Source organism: Neobacillus ginsengisoli, from assembly GCF_030813055.1.
The window spans coordinates 38545-61254 of the sequence record NZ_JAUSTW010000003.1 but is presented as its reverse complement, the minus strand read 5'-3'; the positions used below and the strand labels follow the sequence as shown (position 1 = coordinate 61254).

The window sequence follows — 22710 nt, the reverse complement described above, 5'->3', positions numbered from 1 at the left end:
GAAATATATTAAAAATAATGGATTTATTTAAAAGTTTTTTCATGTTACATTGCCGAAAATTATGTAAGAAATGAACCATTTATATCCACTGAATCCAATACTAGGAAATTAAATAGAAAAGGATATCAATTCCAATCTTTCGCGAAAAGCCTTTATAATGAGGTTGATCACAACTGAAAATACATTTCCATTTTTTGGGTACTGAATAAGAGTATTACAACTGATAGCCTTAGTAGTAGAGAAACGAGCGAAACTACTAGGAGGTAATGTTTATGAAAAAAATTAAAAAACTTATTATAGCAGCAGGTTTAATAGTATCAATGTCAGCATTTACGTTAACTAATCAATCAGAAGCAGCAACCGTAACTCACAAAGTACATTACGGTGAAACATATTGGAAAATCGCAAAAGGATTCGGTGTTCCCTTGAAAAGCTTAATGGAAGCAAACCGAAGCAAGACACTTTATGCAGGGGAAAATATGCTAATTCCAAACTCCCCGATTTCAGCAGCCGATAAAGACTTAATGGCACGACTTGTTCATGCGGAAGCAGTAGGAGAACCATACGCCGGCAAAGTTGCTGTTGCGACGGTAATTTTGAATAGAGTAAAAAGTCCCGACTTCCCATCAAGTATTAAAAGCGTTATCTATCAAATTGCAAATGGACATTATGCTTTTACACCTGTTGAAAATGGCACAATAAATCAACCGGCGGATGCTGCTTCTAAAAGAGCTGTAAATGAAGCTATTGCTTTTAGTGGAAAGGGAAATGGCTCTTTATTTTTCTACAATCCTAAAACCTCTAAAAGCTCGTGGGTATTTTCTCGTCATGTAACAGTCACAATTGGAAATCATCGATTTGCGAAATAATTTAGCTTTGCTAATTATTGTCATTAAAAATAGATAAAAAAGCAGTGGATTCTAATTTTTCGGAATCCACTGCTTTTTTTGTTTGTTGAATTTTTATGATTCTGATATTTGTGAATTTAGATAGCCCTAGAATTAGGTGAACTGGACGAATTTTCTATTTATGCAAATTAGATTAGGTTATGCAAAATTTCATAAAATTTAAGGCTCCTCTCTTTATGTAACTAAAAAAGGCAGCAAATTTGATAAATGAAGTCGAGGTACCACGGTCCATTGAAGAAAAAAATCCACTTGAAATGTTAATTAAAATGTTTGGTATGAAAATTGCAACTATTTAAAATAGTTAGTTATTTAGTTAAAATGTGAGAAGGAGTGATGAACGATTAAATTGGGTGAGCCATTACAGATTTAGAATTTCTTAAATGTTTAGAACAAATTGAAATCGCTTTCAATGCTGAGTAAAAAGAAAATGCGGACCAAAAGGAGAGTTGATCAAATTGGAGAATATTACCCTTAAGCGTTCACTTGGCCTATGGGCAATCGTAGGGCTTGGATTAGGCTATATGACACCTACAATTGTGTTTGATACATTTGGGATTGTGTCCAAAGGAACAAATGGTGTTGTCCCGCTCGCGTACATTACAGCTTTGGCTGTAATGCTGTTTACAGCCATTAGTTACGGGAAGATGGTACAGGTATTTCCCAGCGCTGGATCGGCATATACGTATACAAGAGAGACAATGAACCCGCATCTTGGATTCATTGTCGGCTGGGCAGCATTACTAGATTATATCCTTCTTCCCATGGTTAATGCATTGATTATTCGTATTTACATGGTATCCATATTTCCTTCGGTACCAGCGTGGATTTGGGTTGTCGGTTATGTCGCCATCGTCACTGGAATTAATGCATGGAGTATGGGGCAAACATCAAATTTGAATTCAATCCTTGTTGTTTTTGAAATTGTGTTAATTGTGGCCTTTATCGTACTTGCCTTTGTTCAGTTTTCCCACGGGATGGGACAAGGTACCATTTTCACAACACAACCACTTTTCCATTCCAATGTGCATCTCGGCCCTGTTTTGACAGGAGCAACAGTGGTTTGTTTCTCCTTTATTGGATTTGATGCCGTAACAATGTACGCCGAAGAGGCAATTGATCAAAAAACGATGCCTAGGGCGATCATGTTGACAGTCCTGATTGGCGGGGCCATCTTTTTCGTTGCTGGTTATTTCGCACAAGCACTATTTCCAGATGTCTCACATTTCAAAAACACCGACGACACGTTACCTGAAATTGGATTGTATGTTGGTGGAACCCTCTTTAAACTGATTTTCCTTGCAGGGGCTTTTGCTGCAACAGTTGCTTCCGGACTTGCATCACACGCAAGTGTATCTCGGCTTTTGTACGTAATGGGCCGAAATGGTGTACTTCCAAGAAAGGTGTTCGGTTATGTTCATCCGAAATTCAGGACACCTGCATTTAATGTAATCCTGGTTGGAGTTATCTCATTGCTTGCCATAGCTCCTAGCCTAGAGTTAGTTTCTTCCGTTATCAACTTTGGAGCGTTGATTGCTTTTACTTTCGTCAACTTATCTGTCATTGCCTATTTCGTGTTCCGCCAAAAAAGATATAAAACGGTAAAAGAGATTTTCTCTTACCTGATTATGCCTATAATTGGGGCAGGATCAACGGGGATTTTGTGGTCTAACTTACATGCTGATGCACTCATAGGGGGTCTTGTTTGGGCTGGTATTGGGTTTATCTATATGCTTTTCCAAACCAAATTCTTTAAACACAAAATTGCCGATCTTGCTTTTGAAGAAGCGGATAGGGCTTCTTAATTATAATAGTTTACAACGAATAAAATAAATGAAGTCTCTAAACGAATAAATGAACTGGCTCGGCTGGGAATTATCCCGACGCAAAAACTTGTCTTCGAAATGGTTCGAGAATATGCAGTGAAATCGAAATAAATGAGAATTAACCTTATAATCATTAGAACAAAAAGCAGCAGATCTCTAAAAATGAAATCTGCTGCTTTTTAGATGATTAAGAAAGATTTAAATAATTTTTGAGAAAAATAGCTTACTATATTGAAAATATTTATAAATAATAGTTTGACTATTCTGTTAGTTACAGATATAATCCATATAAAACTAACTATCGGTAGTTAGTGAAAATGAGGAGAGGAAAAAAATGAAATATCCGCTATCCCCAGATGTAAAGCCAGAGTTTTGTACGACGGGAACATTTATGAGGTTACCTTCTTCTAGAGAAGATGCGAAATTAGCCATTGTAGGAATGCCTTTTGATACTGCGGCGTCTTTTCGTGTGGGAGCCCGCTTTGCACCGCAAGCCATTCGTCAAGCATCGATGACGTTATTTCCATACCACCCGATTCATAAGGTATATCCTTTTGAAGTCAGCAATGCTATTGATATTGGGGATGTATCTGTCATTCCGCATAATATCCATCGTAGTTATAAATTGATTGAAGATGCCATGTTTGGGTTGATTGATAAAAAGATCATTCCCATTGGTTTAGGGGGTGACCATTCCGTTACTTTAGCCAATCTTCGTGCTGCAAGTAAAAAATATGGGCCTGTGGCGATGATTCATTTTGATTCCCATACTGATACATGGGACACTTATTATGATGAAAAATATTGGCACGGTTCTCCATTTATCCGTGCATATGAAGAGGGGTTATTAATCCCAAATAAGGTATTTCAGATCGGAATAAGAGGGACACTGAATCATCCTGGAGACTTAGAGGCAAGCTATGATTTAGGGTACAATGTCATCACAACCCCTGATATACACGAACGTGGTTTTGAGAGTATTTTACGTAAAATGAAGGAGGTGATTGGCGATACGCCGTGTTTCTTAACGTTTGATATTGATTTTGTCGATCCTTCCTGTGCTCCGGGAACAGGGACACTTGAGGTCGGGGGATACAATAGCATGGAAACCTTAAAAATGATTCGCACTTTAACAGATTTTAATTTTATCGGCTTTGATTTAGTGGAAGTATTGCCATCCTATGATCCTACTCAAATTACTTCACTTTTAGCAGCCACGCTTGTCCATGAATTCGCTAGTTTGGCCACATTGAAAATTGTAAAAGAAAATAATAATTGCTCAATCGATCTTGTCTAAAATAAATTAAAAAAGGAAAAAGTTCTGTTTCTGTATAAAAAACAGGGCTTTTTTTGATTAAATAAGATACATAATTTAGACTACCCTCTATTACAAGTTTATAATTTAGATAACTTAACATAGTCTCGGAGGAAAAATATGACCAAAGATAAGATTATTGCGGCAGCTTTAGCGCTATTTGCTAAAAATGGATATGAAGGAACCAGCTTGTCTGAAATTGCAAAGGCAGTTGGAATCCAAAAACCTTCTATTTATAATCATTTTAAAAGTAAAGAAGAAATCTTCTTTACCATTTATGAGAATATTTTATGGTTTCACGTACATAAGGTAGAAAAATTAATAGAAGATATAAAGGGTTTAAATGCAAAAGAGCAGTTATTTCAAATACTTGACTTAACGTTTCAATATTATATTGATTATGAGGAACAATCTACTTTTCTTAACAGAGCAGTCTTTTTCCCCCCAGAGAACTTGAAGGAACAATTGCATGAACAGTTTATGGTTTCAGAAGAGGCGATGTCCGCTATTTTAAGAACAGTTATCAATAAAGGCATGGAAAATGGAGAAATTCGTAAGGGGAACATTGATGATTTTATTATATCTTATTATTGTTTAATTGACGGGATTTTTATTGAATTATCTTATTATGGTGTTGAAAAGATGAAACCAAGGATATTAAATATTTGGACCAATTTTTGGTTTGGACTTAAAAATGATTAAAAGCTTATTATAATCAGCTTCTTCTATATTAATGGCCTCGTGTAATTTCCGGCTACTGCTTCTATGCAAATTGTCATATGTTATTCACATTTGCATTGATAAGAGAGCCATTTTGGTTGATTCGTATGAAAAAACATCGGAATCCAGGTTGGAATGATTATTGCATAAATAAAAGTGAGGGAAGTTAAGATCTAAAGGAGGTGTGATTGGAAGACGAAAGTCGCACACATGCAAATCAATTGCCAATTCGCGAGAATCGGAAGAAGTAAGAAATGTTGTAAATCAGCCAATTGGTAATCAATTGCCACAGTTGCATAGGGAAATAAACAAGTCCATAAAGGCAATCCATAAGGGGGGATCCGAGATCCTATAGAATACTTATATCCTTAAGGGCAGTTTAGTTTATCCAGATGAACTTACAATCAAATGAAAACGGTTACACCAGTTTCTTATATTGCATTTTATCAAAGAAAATAGGTCAAAGGGGAGGCAGATACTAGTTTATGGCGGAAACAAAAGGACTCAAGGCAAATGCAATCAGTTCATTGGAATCGGTAATGTTGGGGATTGGAGGAACAGCCCCTGTCTATTCGTTATCTGCGAGTACTGCTTCATTAGTTGCAGCGGTGGGATTCATGGGGCCTGGATCCCTTTTATATGCTGCAATCGTTATGTTTGGGATAGCCTTTGCGTTTATGTATCTGAATCGTTGGCGTTCTGATTCGGGCGCAAGTTATGCATGGGTGGGCAGGTCTATTAACCCAAGTCTTGGATTTATGAGTGGATGGGCACTGCTTATCTCAACGACTCTCTTTATGATTGCTGGCTCATTGCCTGCAGGGACCGTTACACTGGACCTAATCGCACCTAAGTTAGCGAATAATGTGTTAGCTGTGACTATTGCAGGTGCGTTCTGGTTTATCGCAATGAATATTTTAGTAATGATTGGAGTTGAGATTACAGCTAAATTTCAGAAAATTATGACTATTATTGAAATTGGGATTTTGATTATTATCACGATTGGGGCTTTGATCAAATTTTCAGCACACCCTGTTCATCATTTTTCATGGAGTTGGTTTTTACCGTCTGGATTTAGCTTTAGTACCTTTGTCGCAGGTTCTCTGGTTGCTGTTTTCTATTACTGGGGATGGGATGTAACGGCGAACTTGACGGAGGAAACTGCAGATCGCCATAACGCTCCTGGAAAAGGCGGAGTATATGGTATGATTTGTATTTTCCTGCTGTTTGAATTGTTGCAAGTAACGCTTCAAATGGGAATGAGTAATGTTCAAATAAACAAGGCAAGTACAAATTTACTCCCAGTGATCGGGGATCTAATTTTCCCGCGTCCTTGGGGTGATATCGCGATTATAGCTGTGATGATAAGTACAATCGCAACTTTGGAAACGTCACTTTTACAATCGACTCGGACATTCTTTTCTATGGGGCGGGACCAAGTCATGAACAAGAAATTTGGAGAGCTCCATCCGAAATTCAAAACACCATGGGTATCAAGTATTGTCATAGGAATTGTTGCCCTTGTCTTATTTGTGCTTTCTACGTTTAGTAGTGGAATCAATTCATTGATGACAGATGCGATTAATGCCATCGGACTGCAAATCGCCTTTTACTATGGTCTGACTGGCTTTTCCTGTGCATGGTATTATCGTAAGGTTAGGGATGGTAAAGATGTTTTAATGCGTATCGTTTGGCCGCTTGCTGCAGGTATTTTCCTTTGGTTTATTGCAATCTACGATATTAAACAACTAGATTTAGTCACTAATTTAGTTGGAATTGGATCGTTGGTAATAGGGATTTTCCCACTTATGTACTATCGTAGAAAGTATCGCAGCAGTTTCTATACGGATGGTTTGGAAAGCTGGAATCCTGATTTTCCGACACAAGTCCATGATCCGTCGATCAAAGTCGAAGGTTAAGCCCAAAAATACGAATGGAATAGAATTTATTAGTGAAAAGCGCATTCTCGGGGAATGCGTTTTTTTTTGACCTTTTGTTTCGAACAACTTAAAAATACATTTTATTCAAAACTGCATAATAAAGTCATATTTTCATAGCGCTTACATTCTTTTATTTAAAAAAGTTATTAAAATCAGCTATTTTTAGTTGGCACGGAACTTGCTTAATTATTCATTAACAATAAAAAATGAGGTGTTAAAATGGCGGCTGAATCTTTGGGAATGAAAAAGAATGATGAATCGATAAAGGAAAAGGATAATTCACTTCTTGAGTTTCAAGAAACATTAAAAGAAGCAGTAAACATCCTAAACTATCCTCCACAAGTATTTGAATTCTTAAAGAAGCCAATGAGATTTTTAGAAGTAAGTATCCCGGTTCAAATGGATAATGGGCAAACAAGAATTTTCCAAGGATACCGGGCTCAGCATAATGACGCACCAGGACCGACAAAAGGTGGAATTCGATTTCATCCGGATGTAACTCCTGAAGAAGTAAAAGCTTTGGCTGGCTGGATGAGCTTAAAATGTGGAATTACGGATCTTCCATACGGTGGTGCAAAGGGCGGGATTGTTTGTGACCCGCGTCAAATGAGTTCGAATGAACTAGAAAGATTGAGCCGGGGCTACGTTCGTGCAGTTAGTCAAATGGTTGGCCCAACAAAGGATATCCCGGCGCCTGATATGTATACCAACTCGCAAATTATGGCATGGATGCTCGATGAGTACGATCATATTAGAGAATTCGATTCCCCTGGTTTTATCACGGGCAAACCAATTGCTTTAGGTGGATCAAAAGGTAGGGAAACGGCAACTTCAAAAGGTGTTCTATACACTCTTCAAATGGTCAGTGAATTAAAGAATATTCCATTAGAGAATTTGAGAGTGATTATTCAAGGTTTTGGGAATGTAGGAAGCTACCTGGCAAAGTATTTATATGATTTAGGAGCAAAAGTAATCGGAATTAGTGACTTGCTTGGCGGTTTATATGATGAAAATGGATTGGATATTCCGTACTTACTAAATAAAAGGGATTCCTTTGGAATTGTTTCCAATCAGTTTAGTCAATCAATCCCTAATCAGGAATTATTGGAAAAAGAATGTGATGTCTTAATTCCTGCGGCTATCTCTGGTGTAATCAACAAAAAAAATGCATCTAAACTTAATTGTAATATTGTCATTGAAGCGGCAAATGGGCCAACAACGAAAGAAGCCTTAACTATTCTTGATGAGCGAGAGATTCTTGTTGTACCTGATATTTTAGCTAATTCAGGCGGAGTCATAGTCTCTTATTTCGAGTGGTGCCAGAACAATCAAGGCTATTACTGGACTGAGGATACAGTCGATGAAAGATTAAAAGAAAAAATAACTTCAAGCTTTTTAAATGTCTATGATACCTCGAAAAGGTATGGGGTTAACATGAAAATTGCTGCTTATATAGAAGGTATTCAAAGGTTAGCGGAAGCCTCTAGGCTAAGAGGATGGCTAAAATATTAGATTACTAATTTACTAAACATAATTTTATTTTAATAACAAAAAGGAGGAATTTTCAATGAAGTTGGAAATTATTTCAGAAAAGAATGAACGTCAGAATTTGCATTATTTTTGTCTTATTTCCAATAACCATCGCTATGATTTAACCATTGGATACTCAGAGCAATTTTTTGGAAAGGCAATGGTAACCTCCATCCAAAGTGGAAAAATGGTTTTGCTTTGCCAGGATGATACCCATTTAGATCATTACTGGGCATCGAAATTAGGAATTGAAGCAGAGGACATTCCTGATTTTCAAGAATTCTTTGGCCTTGTTTTACAACCTCAACCTTTTCACGAGCAATATTAATCATGTAACATGGGGAGGGAAAATAAATGTATTTTGGAGTAGTTGTTAGTCCATTTTACGGGAAAGTTGAAAAAATCTCGATAAATAGTGAGTCTAGAATTTATGAGTGGGAAACTTTATTTATGATTAAAACAGAAGAAGGCAATCAAGAAATAATTCGAACCGGTGTAAGTGGGGAGGTAGAATCTCTGGAGGTGCAAGAAGGAGATGATGTGATTCCCGGGATGGTCCTTGCCTATATAAAAGAAGATATATTTGTAACAGGAAGCGATTAATAACCTCCATTAAAAAGAGAAGATGGAAACAGCATCTTCTCTTTTTATTTTATTTTTATTTTTATTTAAAAGATTCTGTATTAAATGATAGTATAAGAGAGATGAGGATTAAAGGGGGATGTAAAATATGTTTTCAGTAGCAAAAGATAAAATTAAACCCATCATTTCAGTCGCAGTTGATGGAAACGAAGAAGTTCTAAGAGCGACCATAAACAATCTAAAAGAACCCTTTTTATTCTTAAAAAAACAGGATAAATTATGTGCATATGTTACTTTAAATAATCATTTAATAGAGAAAATGGAAAAAAACAATTCCGCGATAGAGGTCTTACTTGAACAAGCTGAACCAATTGAAAGCATCTGTCATCTTAGCGAGCATATTTCTTTACCGATATTATTCCAAATTATTGGGGAACCGTTTGCGATTATTAGGGGTGAGGACGGCCAGCAGGCAGGTTATATTCGAAGAGAAGACGTCCTGGCTGAGCTTTTTAAGCAGGAGAATAAAAGTGTGGATTTATTAAAAATCATCCTTACTTCTATTCCAATGGGGATTTTTGTATTGGATAAGGAAAGACGAATCATTAATTGCAACGAGGCTGGTTTAAAAATGATTAAGTCAAGCCGTGATAAGGTGTTGAATTTTCCGGCAGAAACTATTTTTAATGGCGAACGAATAAACACCGTATTTGCCACAGGAAAAACACTCCTTAACCATCTTGAAATTACCAATGAAATGGGGGTCCTGGTCGATTATAGCCCTATTTTGAACTATGATAATGAAGTGGATGGAATTGTTATCGTCGTACAGGACCTTCCGATGGTGGAAGAAATGGCGATGGAAATTGAATATATTAAGGATTTAAATAAAGATTTGAACGCCATTTTATCCAGTATTTACGATGAAATACTTGTTGTGAATGCGAAAGGGGAATTAATCAGGTTCAGTGAAAATATCATTCAAGATTTCTGGAAGGTTGATTTAAAGGAACTTGTTGGAAAAAATATTCTTGAGCTTGAAGATAAAGGTCTTTTTACTCCCTCCGTAACAAGGCTCGTAATGGAAAGTAAGAAAAAAGTCTCCGTTGTTCAAGAAACGAATAATGGAAGAAAAATCCTTGCCGTCGGAAATCCCGTGTTTAATGAAAATAATCAGCTTGACCGTATTATCATTGCATCAAGAGATATAACAGAAACGACGCGGCTAAAAACCGAACTTAAAGAAATGAAAAAAATATCGGAGCAATATAAGAAAGAATTAGATGATTTTAAAAGTAAGGATCGCTTTTTAAAGAAGCTTATTTATTGTAGTCCAAAAATGGAAAAAATCATTAATCAGGCGAGGAAAATTGCTGATTTCTCTTCCACAGTCCTCCTTAACGGAGAATCCGGAGTAGGAAAAGAAGTGATTGCACAGGCAATTCATCAATTAGGAAAACGATCCTCTAAACAGTTTCTTAAATTGAATTGTGGTGCAATTCCGGAAAATTTATTGGAAAGTGAACTTTTTGGATATGCAAAAGGTTCTTTTACCGGTGCTGATAAAAATGGGAAAGAAGGGTACTTCAAACAGGCTGATCAAGGAATTTTGTTTCTAGACGAAATTGGCGAAATGCCTTTGCATCTTCAAGTAAAGCTTTTACGTGTACTTCAGGAACAAGAAGTAATACCGGTTGGAAGTACAACTCCAATTAAGGTTAATGTTCAAATCATTGCAGCAACTAATAAAAAGTTAGAAAAAATGGTGGAAGAGGGAACCTTCCGTGAGGATTTATTTTATCGCTTAAATGTCATTCCTCTTCATATACCGCCCTTAAGAGAAAGGACAGAGGATATTTCCTTGCTGGCCTTTCATTTTCTTCAGCAGCTAAATGAAAGATACGATCGGAATTACCATCTAACACCTGATGCCATTAATGTCCTTGAGTTTTACCCTTGGCCTGGTAACGTTAGAGAACTACAAAACATTATTGAAAGATTGGTTGTTTCGGCCGATGAACAGGCAATAGATGCCGAGTTTGTAAGTCAATTTTTATCATTCGGATATGAATATAAAAAAATGAAGCCAGTAATTACGAGGGTGATTCCTCTGCAAGAGGCTATGGATCAAGTAGAAGAACAGCTGATTGTCATGGCGATGAACCAATATAAAACGACCACAAAGGCTGCGAAAGCATTAGGAATAAGTCAGTCCTCCGTTAGCAGAAAATATCAAAAGATTCTAAGTGAAAAAAACATAAATATAGAAAACTTATCTACCCACTAATCAAAAGCTGTTTCAGAAATCAAATCTGAAACAGCTTTTTTAATTTGGATCAGCATTATGCATAAAGTAATAGATTTATGCAAAATTGAATAACAATTTAGCTTTAACAATAAAAAATTTACAATATTGTGGTTCATTAAGAGTTGGCACAGTTCTTGCAATATTAGTTAGTAAAGGGGTAATAAAGGAGGAATTAACGAATGGTCGAGATAAAAAACCGAGTTGGAAACCTAAAGATGTTTATTGATGGAAAGTGGAAGGAATCAGAAAATCAAGAAACACGGCCGATAATAAATCCCGCTAATGGGGAAGTGATTACATATGCCCCTGAAGCGACTGTCGCTGATGCTAGAGAAGCTATTTATGCTGCCCGCAGAGCATTTGAAGAAGGTGTATGGTCAGGTTTATCCGCGCAAGAAAGAGCCTCCTATTTATTTAAAATTGCTGACAAAATTGACGAGTATGCAGATGAATTGACTCAGCTTGAAACAATGGATAACGGTAAAACATTACGGGAAGCGGGCTTCGATGTTGGAGATGCGGCCGCTTGTTTCCGCTATTATGCAGGACTTATCACGAAGCCTGATGGCCAGACCTATCATGTAGCTGATCCAATGCAAGCCATGGTCGTACGTGAGCCGGTTGGAGTTTGTGGTCTGATTGTTCCTTGGAATTATCCACTATTAATGAGTGTATGGAAGATTGCTCCTGCATTAGCAGCCGGAAATACAATTGTATTTAAACCGTCAGAGGTTACACCTGTTACTCCCAAAAAACTATTTGAAATCTTTGAAGAAGTGGGGCTTCCAAAAGGGGTTGCGAATATGGTTTTGGGAGCAGGTCCAGTGGTCGGGCATGAAATAGCTTCCCACCCTGAGGTTGACATGGTTTCTTTTACAGGTGGTACTAAAACAGGAAAACATATTATGAAGACTGCAGCAGACACAATGAAAAAGGTTTCACTGGAATTAGGCGGAAAATCACCAAATATCATTTTTGCCGATTCTGATTTTGAAACCGCTATCGATTATGCTCTATTTGGAATCTACGCCGGTGCTGGGCAGGTTTGTTCCGCTGGTTCGAGAATCCTTGTAGAAGAGAGTATTTATGATAAATTTGTAGCCCGCTTTGTTGAAAGAGCAAAACAAATTAAGGTGGGACCAGGAAAAGATTCTACTTCAGAGATGGGGCCTCTTGTCAGCCAGGAGCATCTTGAAAAGGTCCTTCACTATATTGAGATTGGAAAGCAGGAAGGGGCTACGATTGCTTGCGGTGGGAATCGAATCGTTAGCAATGGATTAGAAAAGGGTTACTTTGTTGAACCAACAGTTTTCGTAGATGTGAAGCAAGAGATGAGAATTGTTCAGGAGGAAATATTCGGTCCTGTCGTTGTCATTCAGAAATTCAAAGATGAAAGTGAAGCGGTGAAGCTTGCTAATAATACGGTTTATGGTCTTGCAGGTGGTGTTTTTAGCAATAATGGCGCAAAGGCATTAAGGGTAATTAAAAAGCTCCGTGCTGGCATTACATGGATAAATTCCTATCACCCTACTTATAATGAGGCCCCGTGGGGTGGTTATAAGCAAAGCGGCATTGGACGAAGTCTTGGAACATTTGGCCTTGAGGAATTCCAGGAGATTAAACAAATTAATATCAATTTGCAAGTGGAACCAATTGGTTGGTTTTCAAACTAAAATTTAGGAGGAGTTTTATTATGAGTATCGATTTAAGCCGTGAATTAAAAAAGGAACAAAATAAAAATGTGAGCGATTACATTAATAAGGTTTTAAGTTTAATAGAAAAAGAGGAAATTAACGAAGAAGAAGCTGGTTGGATTACAAAAGAAACGGTGGATGGCTTTCGCGAGCATGTTAACCCAGGATTTCTTTCTTACCGTAAAACAGTAACAAAAGATGGTCAATTTGCGGCAGTAGAATGGTCGGACAATGGTTCATGCTTTAAGGATGTAAACGGTAAGGAGTATATTGATTGCCTTGGAGGTTTTGGCATTTATAATGTGGGGCACCGCAATCCAAAAGTAGTAAAAGCAGTTACTGACCAATTAAAGCGTCAGGCACTGCATAGTCAGGATCTTCTTGACCCGCTTCGTGCAATGTTAGCAAAAATTTTGGCTGATATTACCCCTGGCGATTTGAAATATGCCTTTTTTACCAACAGCGGTACAGAAAGTGTAGAAGCAGCATTAAAACTGGCCAAAATGTACAGTGAACGGACAACATTTATTTCAACAACGCGTGCTTTCCATGGGAAAAGTCTTGGTTCATTATCTGGAACGGCAAAAGGAATGTTCCGAAAACCATTCCTTCCGTTAATCCCTGGATTCCGCCATGTACCATTTGGCGATATTGATATGATGAGAAAAACATTCGAGGTATGCTCTTCTGTCGGAGAAGATGTGGCAGCCGTTATTCTTGAACCGATCCAAGGTGAAGGGGGAATCATCCTTCCGCCTGAAAACTACTTAAAAGAAGTCAGAGAGCTTTGCGACCAATTTGGTGCCTTGTTAATTTTCGATGAAGTACAAACTGGAATGGGACGCACAGGAAAAATGTTTGCTGCAGACTTATATGAGGTGGTTCCTGATATTATCTGTCTCGCAAAAGCGTTTGGTGGCGGTGTGATGCCGGCTGGTGCGATTGTGGCTAAGGAAGAAGTGTTCAAGAGCTGGTTCGAAAATCCATTTATGCATACAACAACCTTCGGTGGAAATCCATTGGCATGTGCCGCTGCGATTGCAACAATTGGCGTATTGATTGAAGAAAAATTACCAGAAAGAGCAGCAGAGGTCGGAGAATATTTCCTTGAAGAATTGAAAAAAGCAGCAAAGGGTCATGAGGATAAGGTACTTGAAATCCGTGGAAAAGGGTTAATGATTGGTATTGAGTTCCATAAAGATGAAATCGGTTATGATGTATCAAAAGGAATGTTTGACCTTGGCGTACTTGTAGCAGGAACATTGATCAACTCGAAAACAATTCGCATTGAGCCTTCACTGACTATCCGCTATGAAGAGGTGGATAAAGTAGTCAGCACCTTTAAACAGGTGTTATCCCAAGTGTCAGTATAAATAGTGAATTATTAAAAAGTGTTGGTATGAATCTATATTGGGGGGCAGGAAAAGTGGAAAAGAAATATGTTAAGCTCCAAACATCGATACCCGGTCCAAGATCAAAGGAGCTGTTGGAGCAAAGAAATAAGTATGTACCGAGAGGAATCAGCAATAATTGCCATTCCTTTGTGAAAAAAGCACAGGGAGCTCTTGTTGAAGATGTTGATGGTAATACGTATATCGATTTTGCGGGTGCGATCGGAACGCTTAATGTTGGACATTCGCATCCAAGAGTCGTAAGGGCACTTCAGGAGCAGGCAAGTCAATTTATTCACACAGGGTTTAATGTCATGATGTATGAATCTTACATTCAATTAGCAGAAAGACTTTGTAAGCTGGCTCCTGGTAATTTCGAAAAACAGGCAGCTTTCTTTAACAGCGGTGCAGAAGCTGTTGAAAATGCTGTAAAAATAGCAAGGAAATATACAAAACGCCAAGGAATCGTGTCTTTTACTAGGGGCTTCCACGGTAGAACGCTAATGACGATGACGATGACAAGTAAAGTAAAGCCGTATAAATACGGATTTGGCCCATTCGCTCCAGAGGTCTACAAGGCGCCTTATCCGTATGTCTATCGTCGCCCTGAAGGAATGAGCGAACAGCAATATAGCGCCATGATCATCGAGCAGTTTGAGCAGTTTTTACTTGCTGAAGTGGCTCCTGAAACGATTGCTGCTGTTGTGATGGAGCCAGTTCAAGGGGAAGGCGGATTTATTGTACCAGATATCGCGTTTGTCCAAAGAGTTAGGGAAATTTGCAGTCAACATGGAATTCTGTTTATTGCAGATGAAATTCAAACTGGATTTGCACGGACTGGGAAATATTTCGCGATTGATCATTTCGGTGTCGTACCTGATTTAATTACGATTTCAAAATCAATGGGTGCTGGTGTACCTATAAGTGGTGTAATTGGCAGGGTGGACGTAATGAATGCAGCAGATGCAGGGGAAATTGGCGGCACCTACTCTGGAAGCCCGATTGGATGCCGTGCAGCATTAACAGTTTTGGATATTATTGAAAGTGAGAACCTTAATGACAGAGCACAAAAATTGGGAGATAGAGTAATAGAAAAAATGGGGCTTCTGGCAGAACGATTCGAGAGTATTGGTGATGTACGCGGCTTAGGTGCAATGTGTGCAATGGAAATTGTAAAAAATAAATATGATAAAACTCCTGATAAAGAGGCAGTGGCTAAAATTGTCAAAGCGGCAGGTGAGCGAGGTCTTATCTTACTAAGCGCAGGACTTTTTAGTAACGTAATACGAATTCTTATGCCATTAACGATATCGGATGATCAACTTGAGGAAGGGTTACAAATTCTTGAGGAAGCCATTGAAGTCGTCTTAGTAAATGATCCTGCCGTGTCAGTTAGGAGGTAATGAAATGGATATTGTAAAACAAAAATATCAAATCTATCCAATGTATCTTGATGGAAAATGGATTGGAAATGATTATGAGGTTTTTACGGAAATAATAAATCCTGCAACTAATGAAGTAATTGGTGCTGTTCCGACAGGTGGAGCCTATGAAGCTGAACAGGCTGTTGATTCAGCATCAAAAGCATTTAAAACTTGGTCGAAAAAAACTGCTGATGAGCGATATCAGCTTTTGATGAAATGGTTCTATTTAATTGAAGAAAGCAAACATGAGATCGCCAAAATTATGACGATTGAGCAAGGAAAACCATTAAAAGAGGCGTTAGGGGAGGTCCAGTATGCAAATGGGTTTATCTCCTGGTACGCAGAAGAGGGAAAAAGGATTTATGGGGAAACCATCCCAGCCTCGCACCCTAATAAACGAATTCTGGTAAGAAAAGAACCGGTGGGAGTGATTGCAGCGATCACTCCTTGGAATTTCCCTGCGGCAATGATAACCCGAAAAGTAGCTCCTGCTCTTGCAGCAGGATGTACAGCCGTTATAAAACCTGCAAATCAAACACCGCTTACTGCTTTGAAAATGGCAGAGCTTGCCCATAAAGCAGGAATCCCAAACGGTGTGTTAAATGTAATAACGGGAAGATCCTCTGAAATTGGTGACGTGTGGCTGAAGGATCCACGTGTAACAAAAATTACTTTTACTGGTTCGACAGAGGTTGGAAAAACCTTGATGAGAGGTGCTGCTGAAAATGTAAAAAAAGTTTCACTTGAGCTTGGAGGCAATGCACCGTTTATTGTCATGGAAGATGCTAATTTAGAGAAAGCTGCAGTTGGACTTATTCAATCAAAATTTCGAAATGCCGGTCAAACATGTATTTGTACAAATCGGGTTTATGTTCAAGAAACAGTTGCAGAGCAATTTATTCAACTTTTTCAGCTGGAACTAGAGAAGCTTAAAGTCGGCGATGGCCTAGAAGAAGGAACTGATATCGGACCGTTAATCGATAAAGCAGCTTATAAAAAAGTAGAAGGTCTGGTCAATGATGCCCTGAAAAAGGGAGGAAAGGTCACTTATAGCGGTCTGAAGCCTTCAGTGGAAAACGGCTATTTCTATGCTCCTACCATACTGACCAATGTTAACGACGATATGAAATGTATGAAAGATGAAATTTTTGGTCCTCTTGCACCAATCTCGACATTTAAAACAGAAGAAGAAGTGATTGAAAGGGCAAATGATTCCTGCTACGGATTGGCTGCTTATGTTTATACAGAAAATTTAAGTCGTTCCTTTCGAATTACAGAGCAGTTAGAGTATGGAATCATCGGGCTTAATGATGCCTTGCCTTCAGCTGTTCAAGTTCCATTCGGAGGTTATAAAGAAAGCGGACTTGGCAGAGAGGGCGGACATTACGGGATTGAAGAATTTTTAGAAGTAAAATATATATCCATTGGTTTAGATTAAAATTAATAAAATACCCTTTTAGGTTGTACCCCTAAGATGTGACTGCCGAACTCGTTTAATCCTCCTGCCAGAGGAAAAAACACAAATGAATGCCAGTGAAACCTCCAGTGACTTTATTTGTCATTGATCGTTTTTGCTGGTTTTTTTCAGAGGAAACTGTCACGCTTTTGTCCTTCATTTTAAATTCTAAAAGGAAGTGGATGAACATTGTCAGGCCCATTGCGTGGAATTAAAGTCATAGATTTATCCCGTGTTTTAGCAGGACCATATTGCACAATGATCTTAGGTGATATGGGAGCAGAGGTTATAAAAGTTGAAAGTGTTGATTCCGGTGATGAGACAAGGGGATGGGGGCCTCCTTTTTTAGAGGGAGAAAGTGCTTACTATCTCTGTGCAAACCGAAATAAGCAGGGAATTACCTTAAACTTAAAAACCCAAAAAGGTAAAGAAATTTTGCAACAGCTGATTACGGATGCGGATGTTGTTGTTCAGAATTTTAAGCCTGGGACACTTGAGAGATTAGGCTTTGGCTATGAGCAGATGAGGGAAATCAATGAAGGGATAATCCTTGCCTCAATCAGTGGTTTCGGTACTAACGGCCCCTCCTCTCATCTGCCAGGCTATGATTATATCATCCAGGCAATGTCAGGGTTAATGAGCATTACGGGTGAAAAAGAAACACAGCCTACAAAAGTGGGGGTTGCCATTGCAGATGTTCTTACAGGCCTTTTTACTTGTATTGGTATTTTAGGAGCATTGCAGTATCGAAATTCAACGGGGGAGGGGCAGGAAATAGATATTTCATTATTTGATTCACAGCTTGCAGCTTTGGTGAATGTAGCAAGTAACTATTTATGTTCCGGGAATATTCCTGAACGATTAGGTAATGATCATCCGAATATCGTGCCATATCAGGTGTTTACGGCAAGTGATGGGAATTTTATAGTCGCTGTGGGAAATGACCGGCAATATCGAAATCTAGCAATCCTGCTGAAAGATGAGAAACTGCTGTCGGAGCAATATGCAACTAATACAGGACGGCTGCAATATAAGAGAGAGCTTATTAAAATCATCTCAGCAAGGATTAAAACGAAATCAAGAGCTGAATGGCAACAGCTGCTAGACGAAGCAGGCATCCCGAATGGGCCCATTTACAATGTGAAGGAAGCGATGGAGTCGGGCCAAGCCAAATCGAGGGAAATGGTTGTGAATGTAAATCATCCAACCATTCCAGACCTGAAACTTGTCGGATCACCCTTGAAATTCTCAAAAACACCTGTAAAAATCGATCGTCATCCACCAATGCATAGTGAACATTCTGAAGAAATTCTGATGAAGCTGGGTTACACAAAATCTGAAATTGAAATATTGAAACAGGACCATATTTTATAAGGAGGAAGTTAAAATGAATTTTTCATTAACTGAAGAACAAAAAAGCGTGAGAAAAGTAGTTAGAACGTTTGTGGATCGCGAAATCATACCTTTTATTAAGGTGTGGGATGAGAAAGGACATTTTGAAAAGAATATCTTGAAACGCTTAGCCGAATTACAGCTTATGGGGGTATGTATCCCGGAAGAATATGGCGGAGTGGGAATGGACTATAATACACTCGCAATCGTTTGTGAGGAGTTAGAACGAGGGGATACCGCCTTCCGCACAGCAGTTTCTGTTCATACGGGTTTAAACAGTATGACTCTATTACAATGGGGGACTGAAGAACAGAAGCAAAAATATCTTGTTCCACAAGCTGCCGGAGAAAAAATTGGTGCCTTCGGGTTGACGGAACCGAATGCCGGCTCTGATGTGGCAGCTATGGAAACTACAGCTATAAAAGAGGGAGAATACTATCTATTAAATGGTTCAAAAACGTGGATTTCATTATGTGATGTAGCAGATCATTTCTTAATTTTTGCCAAAACGAATCCAGGAGCGAAGCAACATGGCATTTCCTGTTTTATTGTTGAGCGGAACTTTGTAGGGGTTTCATCGAAAGCCATTAAAGGGAAGCTAGGAATCCGCGCCGGAAATACTGGTGAAGTGTTTTTAGAAAATGTTAAAGTTCCAGCTGAAAATTTGCTCGGGTTTGAAGGCGAGGGATTTAAAATTGCCATGTCAGCATTGGACAATGGCCGTTTCACTGTAGCAGCGGGAGCATGCGGAACAATTATGGCGTCGCTTGAGGCAAGTGTAAAGTATTGCGAAGAACGAAAAACGTTTGGAAAAGAAATCGGAAAGCATCAGCTCGTGCAACAAATGATTGCTAAAATGTCAGCTAATCTTGAAATTTCTCGTTTACTAGTTTTTAAAGCAGGGTGGTTAAAAAATAATGGTAAACGAAACACACAAGAAACCTCATTGGCAAAATGGATCTCTTGCGATGCCGCCTTTGAAGCTGCGAACGATGCCGTACAAGTTCATGGGGCCTATGGATTCTCAAATGAATTTCCTGTCGAGCGGTATTTACGTAATGCAAAGGCACCGGTTATTTATGAAGGAACGAGGGAAATTCATACAATTATGCAAGCTGAGTATGCTCTTGGGTATAGAGAGGACAAACCACTTCGAAAGAAGCTTCCAGCTTGGCCGTTTGAAGAGGCAGCTATCGAATGTAAATAGTAAATTAACAAATTCCGAACGACTATCAACAATTTTTTAATCGTGGCTAAATCCCTAAATTCTAAGAATTACGTCGAAGCTAACGAAGTATTTATTGAAGATAAAACATTTCTTGTTTTAACCAGAAAAGAAGAAGGAACCAGTGGGGTGGATTAAAGATTAATTGGGCCAGGTCAGGCTCTACTTTATAGAGGAGTTGATACATTTGTCTAAAGAGGTACATTCCATTGACAAAGATGTTGCGGATCTGGCGAGCCTAGGTTACAAACAAGAGTTAAAGAGAAATCTAAATTTTTTTTCCAACTTTGCCATTTCGTTTTCCTTTATTTCAGCAACCACAGGCATATTCAGTTTGTTTGGATTTGGTTTAACTACTGGAGGCCCGGCTTTTATCTGGAGTTGGCCTATTGTATTCGTAGGTCAGCTGCTTGTTGGACTTACGATGGGGGAGGTCGCTTCTCACTATCCGGTCGCTGGTTCTATTTATCAATGGACGAAGCACCTGGTAGGAAACACCTATGCATGGTTTTCTGGTTGGATCTATTTGATCGCATTACTTGCAACTATCGCCTCCGTCGATTTTGGGGGGGCGCCGTATATAGCAGAGCTAATGGGACTGGATGCGAAAAATCATACGTTACTTGTCATTATTACTGCAGTCATGGTGATCCTTCAAACCCTTATCAACGCATTCAGCGTGAAATTGACTGCCCTTGTTAATAATATTGGAATGATAGCTGAAATCGTAGCCATGATTGTTTTGGCCATTGCCCTTTTTGCTGTTGGAGTTCATCATCCCTTTAGCTTTACGTTTGAAACGGCAGGAACAGCTGGCACAGGAAGCTATTTGCCAGTATTCCTTGCAGCCATGCTTACTTCCACATGGGTGTTATTTGGTTTTGATTCGGCAGGTAGTCTCGCAGAAGAAGTAATTAACCCCCGTAGGGTCGTTCCGAAGGCCATTACATCTTCTTTATTTTTGACTTTTATCATTGGTGGGTTAGCTCTGTGGGCGTTCGTGCTTGCTATTCCTAACCTTGATGAGGCAACGAAAGCTGCGGTTCCTCTAACTTACATTCTAGAAAAGAACCTGGGAACAGGGGTATCGAATGCGTTTGTCGTCTTAGCCTTAATTGCTATTTTCGTATGCGGCACGGCTGTTCAGGCCACCGTGTCCCGCTTATTGTTCTCCTTTGGCCGCGATAACAACATTCCCGGCTCCAAGCTATGGGCTAAAATGTCAAAAAAACATGATACACCAGTGGCGGCCATTGTATTTAGCGGGTTATTTACGATTCTATTAGTCCTTTCCGCTTCAGCTGAGACCTATATCGTCAACATTTGCGTTGTCGGAATCTATCTCGCTTACTTAAGTGTATCCATTGGTGCACTTATCGCTCGAAGTCGAGGATGGAATTCAACCACCTCCCCCTGGAATTTAGGAAAATGGGGGTTGATTGTGAATCTATTATCATTTCTCTGGGGGGTATTCGTCATTGTCAATCTTTGCTGGCCACGCTCTCCCGATCAACCTTGGTATATGAATTATTCCGTCCCGCTCTTGGCCATAGGTGTAATGTTACTAGGTGCTGTTTACTATTATTCTTCTGTTTATCCTCGTGATAAGGCTCTGCAAGGGAACTCTGAACCTGCCAGTTTCGGGCTTGAGAAAGATTTATGATCTATGAGGGAATAAGTTATAGTCAATACATCAATCACGAAAATTAATTTTTAAAAAAGCCGTGTTGCTAGAATTTAAAAGCATACGGCTTTTGATTTTAGTGGTTTGTCGCGAAGCAAAGATTATATCATTTTTTCTTTAAAATCTATCGTTCACTGTGGTACGATACAGTATAAAAGCAGATTAAGGAACGAGGGAAGATGGAATGATTAAAACGATCTTGTTTGACGTTGATGGGGTTCTTTTAAGCGAGGAGCATTATTTTGATGCCTCGGCATTGACAGTTTGGGAGATGCTAATAAGTAAAAATTACTTAGCACTGTCACCCGATAAATTTAAGACAGATTATACTAAAGATGAGATTAAATCGATAAGAGAGAATGTTTTTCAACATGATACTGTCCTTAAGTTTCAAAAATCACGCGGGTTAAACGCCAACTGGGATATGATCTATTTAACATTCGGCTACCAGTTGATACACCTGTTGTCGCAAGTTAAAGATGTGGAATTTGAAAAAATTACCAAATGGATGCAAAACGCAATTGATAGAGAAGCATTAGTCGAAATTGGGAAAACGCTCAATCACTATCATGTGACCACCCAATTCGAAACGTTTGTTCCGGATTTCGAGCGGTCAGATGCGACGAAGCAAGAATTGCTCTGCTATCTTAATGAACTGGCAAAAGAAAAGCTCGGGGTTGATACGACGCTATTCAAGGGGCATGATGCCCTCTGGTCAGTGTGTGAGCATGTTTCTCAAGAATGGTATGTGGGCGATGAAAACGTTATAGCCTCTACGGGCAGACCATCTGTGCAGCTAGGTAAGAAGGGATTTTTAGCAAACGAAACAACATTGGCTGCCTCAAAAGATATCGATGAGCTGTTTCGATTTTTAACAAACTCCGGTTTCAAGATTGGGGTAGGCACAGGAAGACCGGCACTGGAAACGATTCAGCCTTTTCACCATTTGGATTGGCTTAAGCATTTTGATGAAAATCATATTGTGACAGCAGATGAGGTACTGAATGCTGAAAAAGAATTAACAGAAAAGAAATCACTATCTAAGCCGCATCCATTTACCTACATCAAGGGACTTTACGGTAAGAACACTTCGAACGATCATTGTTTACGGATTGAATTACCGATTGAAAATGGTGAAGAGATTTTAATTGTTGGGGACTCTCTGGCGGACTTGCTGGCAGCAAGACAATTGGGCTGCAAATTCGCAGCTGTGTTAACAGGCCTTTCAGGGAAAGATGCCAGAATTGACTTTGAAAAGCATGAAGCTGATTATATATTAGATTCTGTATTGGACTTGAATGAAATTTTTTAAAAGAAG

The 22710-nt window shown here is 38.9% G+C and carries 17 protein-coding genes and 1 pseudogene; all 18 read left to right on the top strand.

Going from position 1 to position 22710, the window contains the following annotated elements:
- The first annotated feature begins 272 nt into the window (after positions 1-272).
- The 18 genes and pseudogenes from J2S10_RS09390 to J2S10_RS09305 all read left to right on the top strand — a co-directional run bounded on the left by J2S10_RS09390 (position 273) and on the right by J2S10_RS09305 (position 22704).
- The gene (locus J2S10_RS09390; RefSeq protein WP_307406910.1) at positions 273-869 is read left to right on the top strand and encodes a cell wall hydrolase; all 597 of its coding nucleotides are present in this window, start codon (positions 273-275) and stop codon (positions 867-869) included.
- Positions 870-1363: 494 nt separating this feature from the next.
- Complete coding sequence (locus J2S10_RS09385) at positions 1364-2710, top strand: APC family permease (protein WP_307406907.1); 1347 nt, start codon at positions 1364-1366, stop codon at positions 2708-2710.
- A 21-nt stretch (positions 2711-2731) separates the two neighbouring features.
- Positions 2732-2842 (top strand): annotated as a pseudogene (locus J2S10_RS09380) (DUF2533 family protein); the annotation flags it as partial.
- A 223-nt stretch (positions 2843-3065) separates the two neighbouring features.
- Entirely contained in the window at positions 3066-4028 is a 963-nt protein-coding gene (gene speB / locus J2S10_RS09375; RefSeq protein ID WP_307406905.1) for an agmatinase, read from the top strand.
- Positions 4029-4166: 138 nt separating this feature from the next.
- Positions 4167-4748, top strand: a complete 582-nt coding sequence (locus J2S10_RS09370) for a TetR/AcrR family transcriptional regulator (protein WP_307406903.1) — start codon at positions 4167-4169, stop codon at positions 4746-4748.
- A 503-nt stretch (positions 4749-5251) separates the two neighbouring features.
- On the top strand, positions 5252-6685 hold the full coding sequence (locus tag J2S10_RS09365) for an APC family permease (RefSeq protein ID WP_307406901.1): 1434 nt from the start codon (positions 5252-5254) through the stop codon (positions 6683-6685).
- Positions 6686-6925: 240 nt separating this feature from the next.
- Complete coding sequence (locus tag J2S10_RS09360) at positions 6926-8218, top strand: Glu/Leu/Phe/Val family dehydrogenase (protein ID WP_307406899.1); 1293 nt, start codon at positions 6926-6928, stop codon at positions 8216-8218.
- Positions 8219-8273: 55 nt separating this feature from the next.
- Positions 8274-8564 (top strand): SAV0927 family protein, encoded by a 291-nt coding sequence (locus J2S10_RS09355; RefSeq protein ID WP_307406897.1) that lies wholly within the window; start codon positions 8274-8276, stop codon positions 8562-8564.
- Positions 8565-8590: 26 nt separating this feature from the next.
- A complete protein-coding gene (locus J2S10_RS09350; RefSeq protein WP_307406896.1) occupies positions 8591-8839 on the top strand; it encodes a biotin/lipoyl attachment domain-containing protein in 249 nt (82 codons plus the stop codon).
- A gap of 127 nt (positions 8840-8966) precedes the next feature.
- Positions 8967-11105: a sigma 54-interacting transcriptional regulator gene (locus J2S10_RS09345; protein WP_307406894.1), complete on the top strand. Its 2139-nt coding sequence runs from the start codon at positions 8967-8969 to the stop codon at positions 11103-11105.
- A gap of 200 nt (positions 11106-11305) precedes the next feature.
- Positions 11306-12799, top strand: a complete 1494-nt coding sequence (locus tag J2S10_RS09340; protein WP_307406892.1) for an aldehyde dehydrogenase family protein — start codon at positions 11306-11308, stop codon at positions 12797-12799.
- A gap of 20 nt (positions 12800-12819) precedes the next feature.
- Complete coding sequence (locus tag J2S10_RS09335) at positions 12820-14193, top strand: putrescine aminotransferase (RefSeq protein ID WP_307406890.1); 1374 nt, start codon at positions 12820-12822, stop codon at positions 14191-14193.
- A 53-nt stretch (positions 14194-14246) separates the two neighbouring features.
- Positions 14247-15614 (top strand): 4-aminobutyrate--2-oxoglutarate transaminase, encoded by a 1368-nt coding sequence (gabT, locus tag J2S10_RS09330; protein WP_307406887.1) that lies wholly within the window; start codon positions 14247-14249, stop codon positions 15612-15614.
- A 40-nt stretch (positions 15615-15654) separates the two neighbouring features.
- A complete protein-coding gene (locus tag J2S10_RS09325) occupies positions 15655-17073 on the top strand; it encodes an NAD-dependent succinate-semialdehyde dehydrogenase (RefSeq protein WP_307408100.1) in 1419 nt (472 codons plus the stop codon).
- Between the two features lie 207 nt (positions 17074-17280).
- The gene (locus J2S10_RS09320; protein WP_307406884.1) at positions 17281-18465 is read left to right on the top strand and encodes a CaiB/BaiF CoA transferase family protein; all 1185 of its coding nucleotides are present in this window, start codon (positions 17281-17283) and stop codon (positions 18463-18465) included.
- 13 nt (positions 18466-18478) lie between these two features.
- A complete protein-coding gene (locus J2S10_RS09315) occupies positions 18479-19690 on the top strand; it encodes an acyl-CoA dehydrogenase family protein (RefSeq protein ID WP_307406881.1) in 1212 nt (403 codons plus the stop codon).
- Positions 19691-19895: 205 nt separating this feature from the next.
- Positions 19896-21371 carry an APC family permease gene (locus tag J2S10_RS09310; protein ID WP_307406879.1) on the top strand — a complete coding sequence of 492 codons (1476 nt, stop codon included), beginning with the start codon at positions 19896-19898 and terminating at the stop codon, positions 21369-21371.
- 205 nt (positions 21372-21576) lie between these two features.
- Positions 21577-22704 carry an HAD family hydrolase gene (locus tag J2S10_RS09305; RefSeq protein ID WP_307406877.1) on the top strand — a complete coding sequence of 376 codons (1128 nt, stop codon included), beginning with the start codon at positions 21577-21579 and terminating at the stop codon, positions 22702-22704.
- Positions 22705-22710 lie beyond the last annotated feature (6 nt).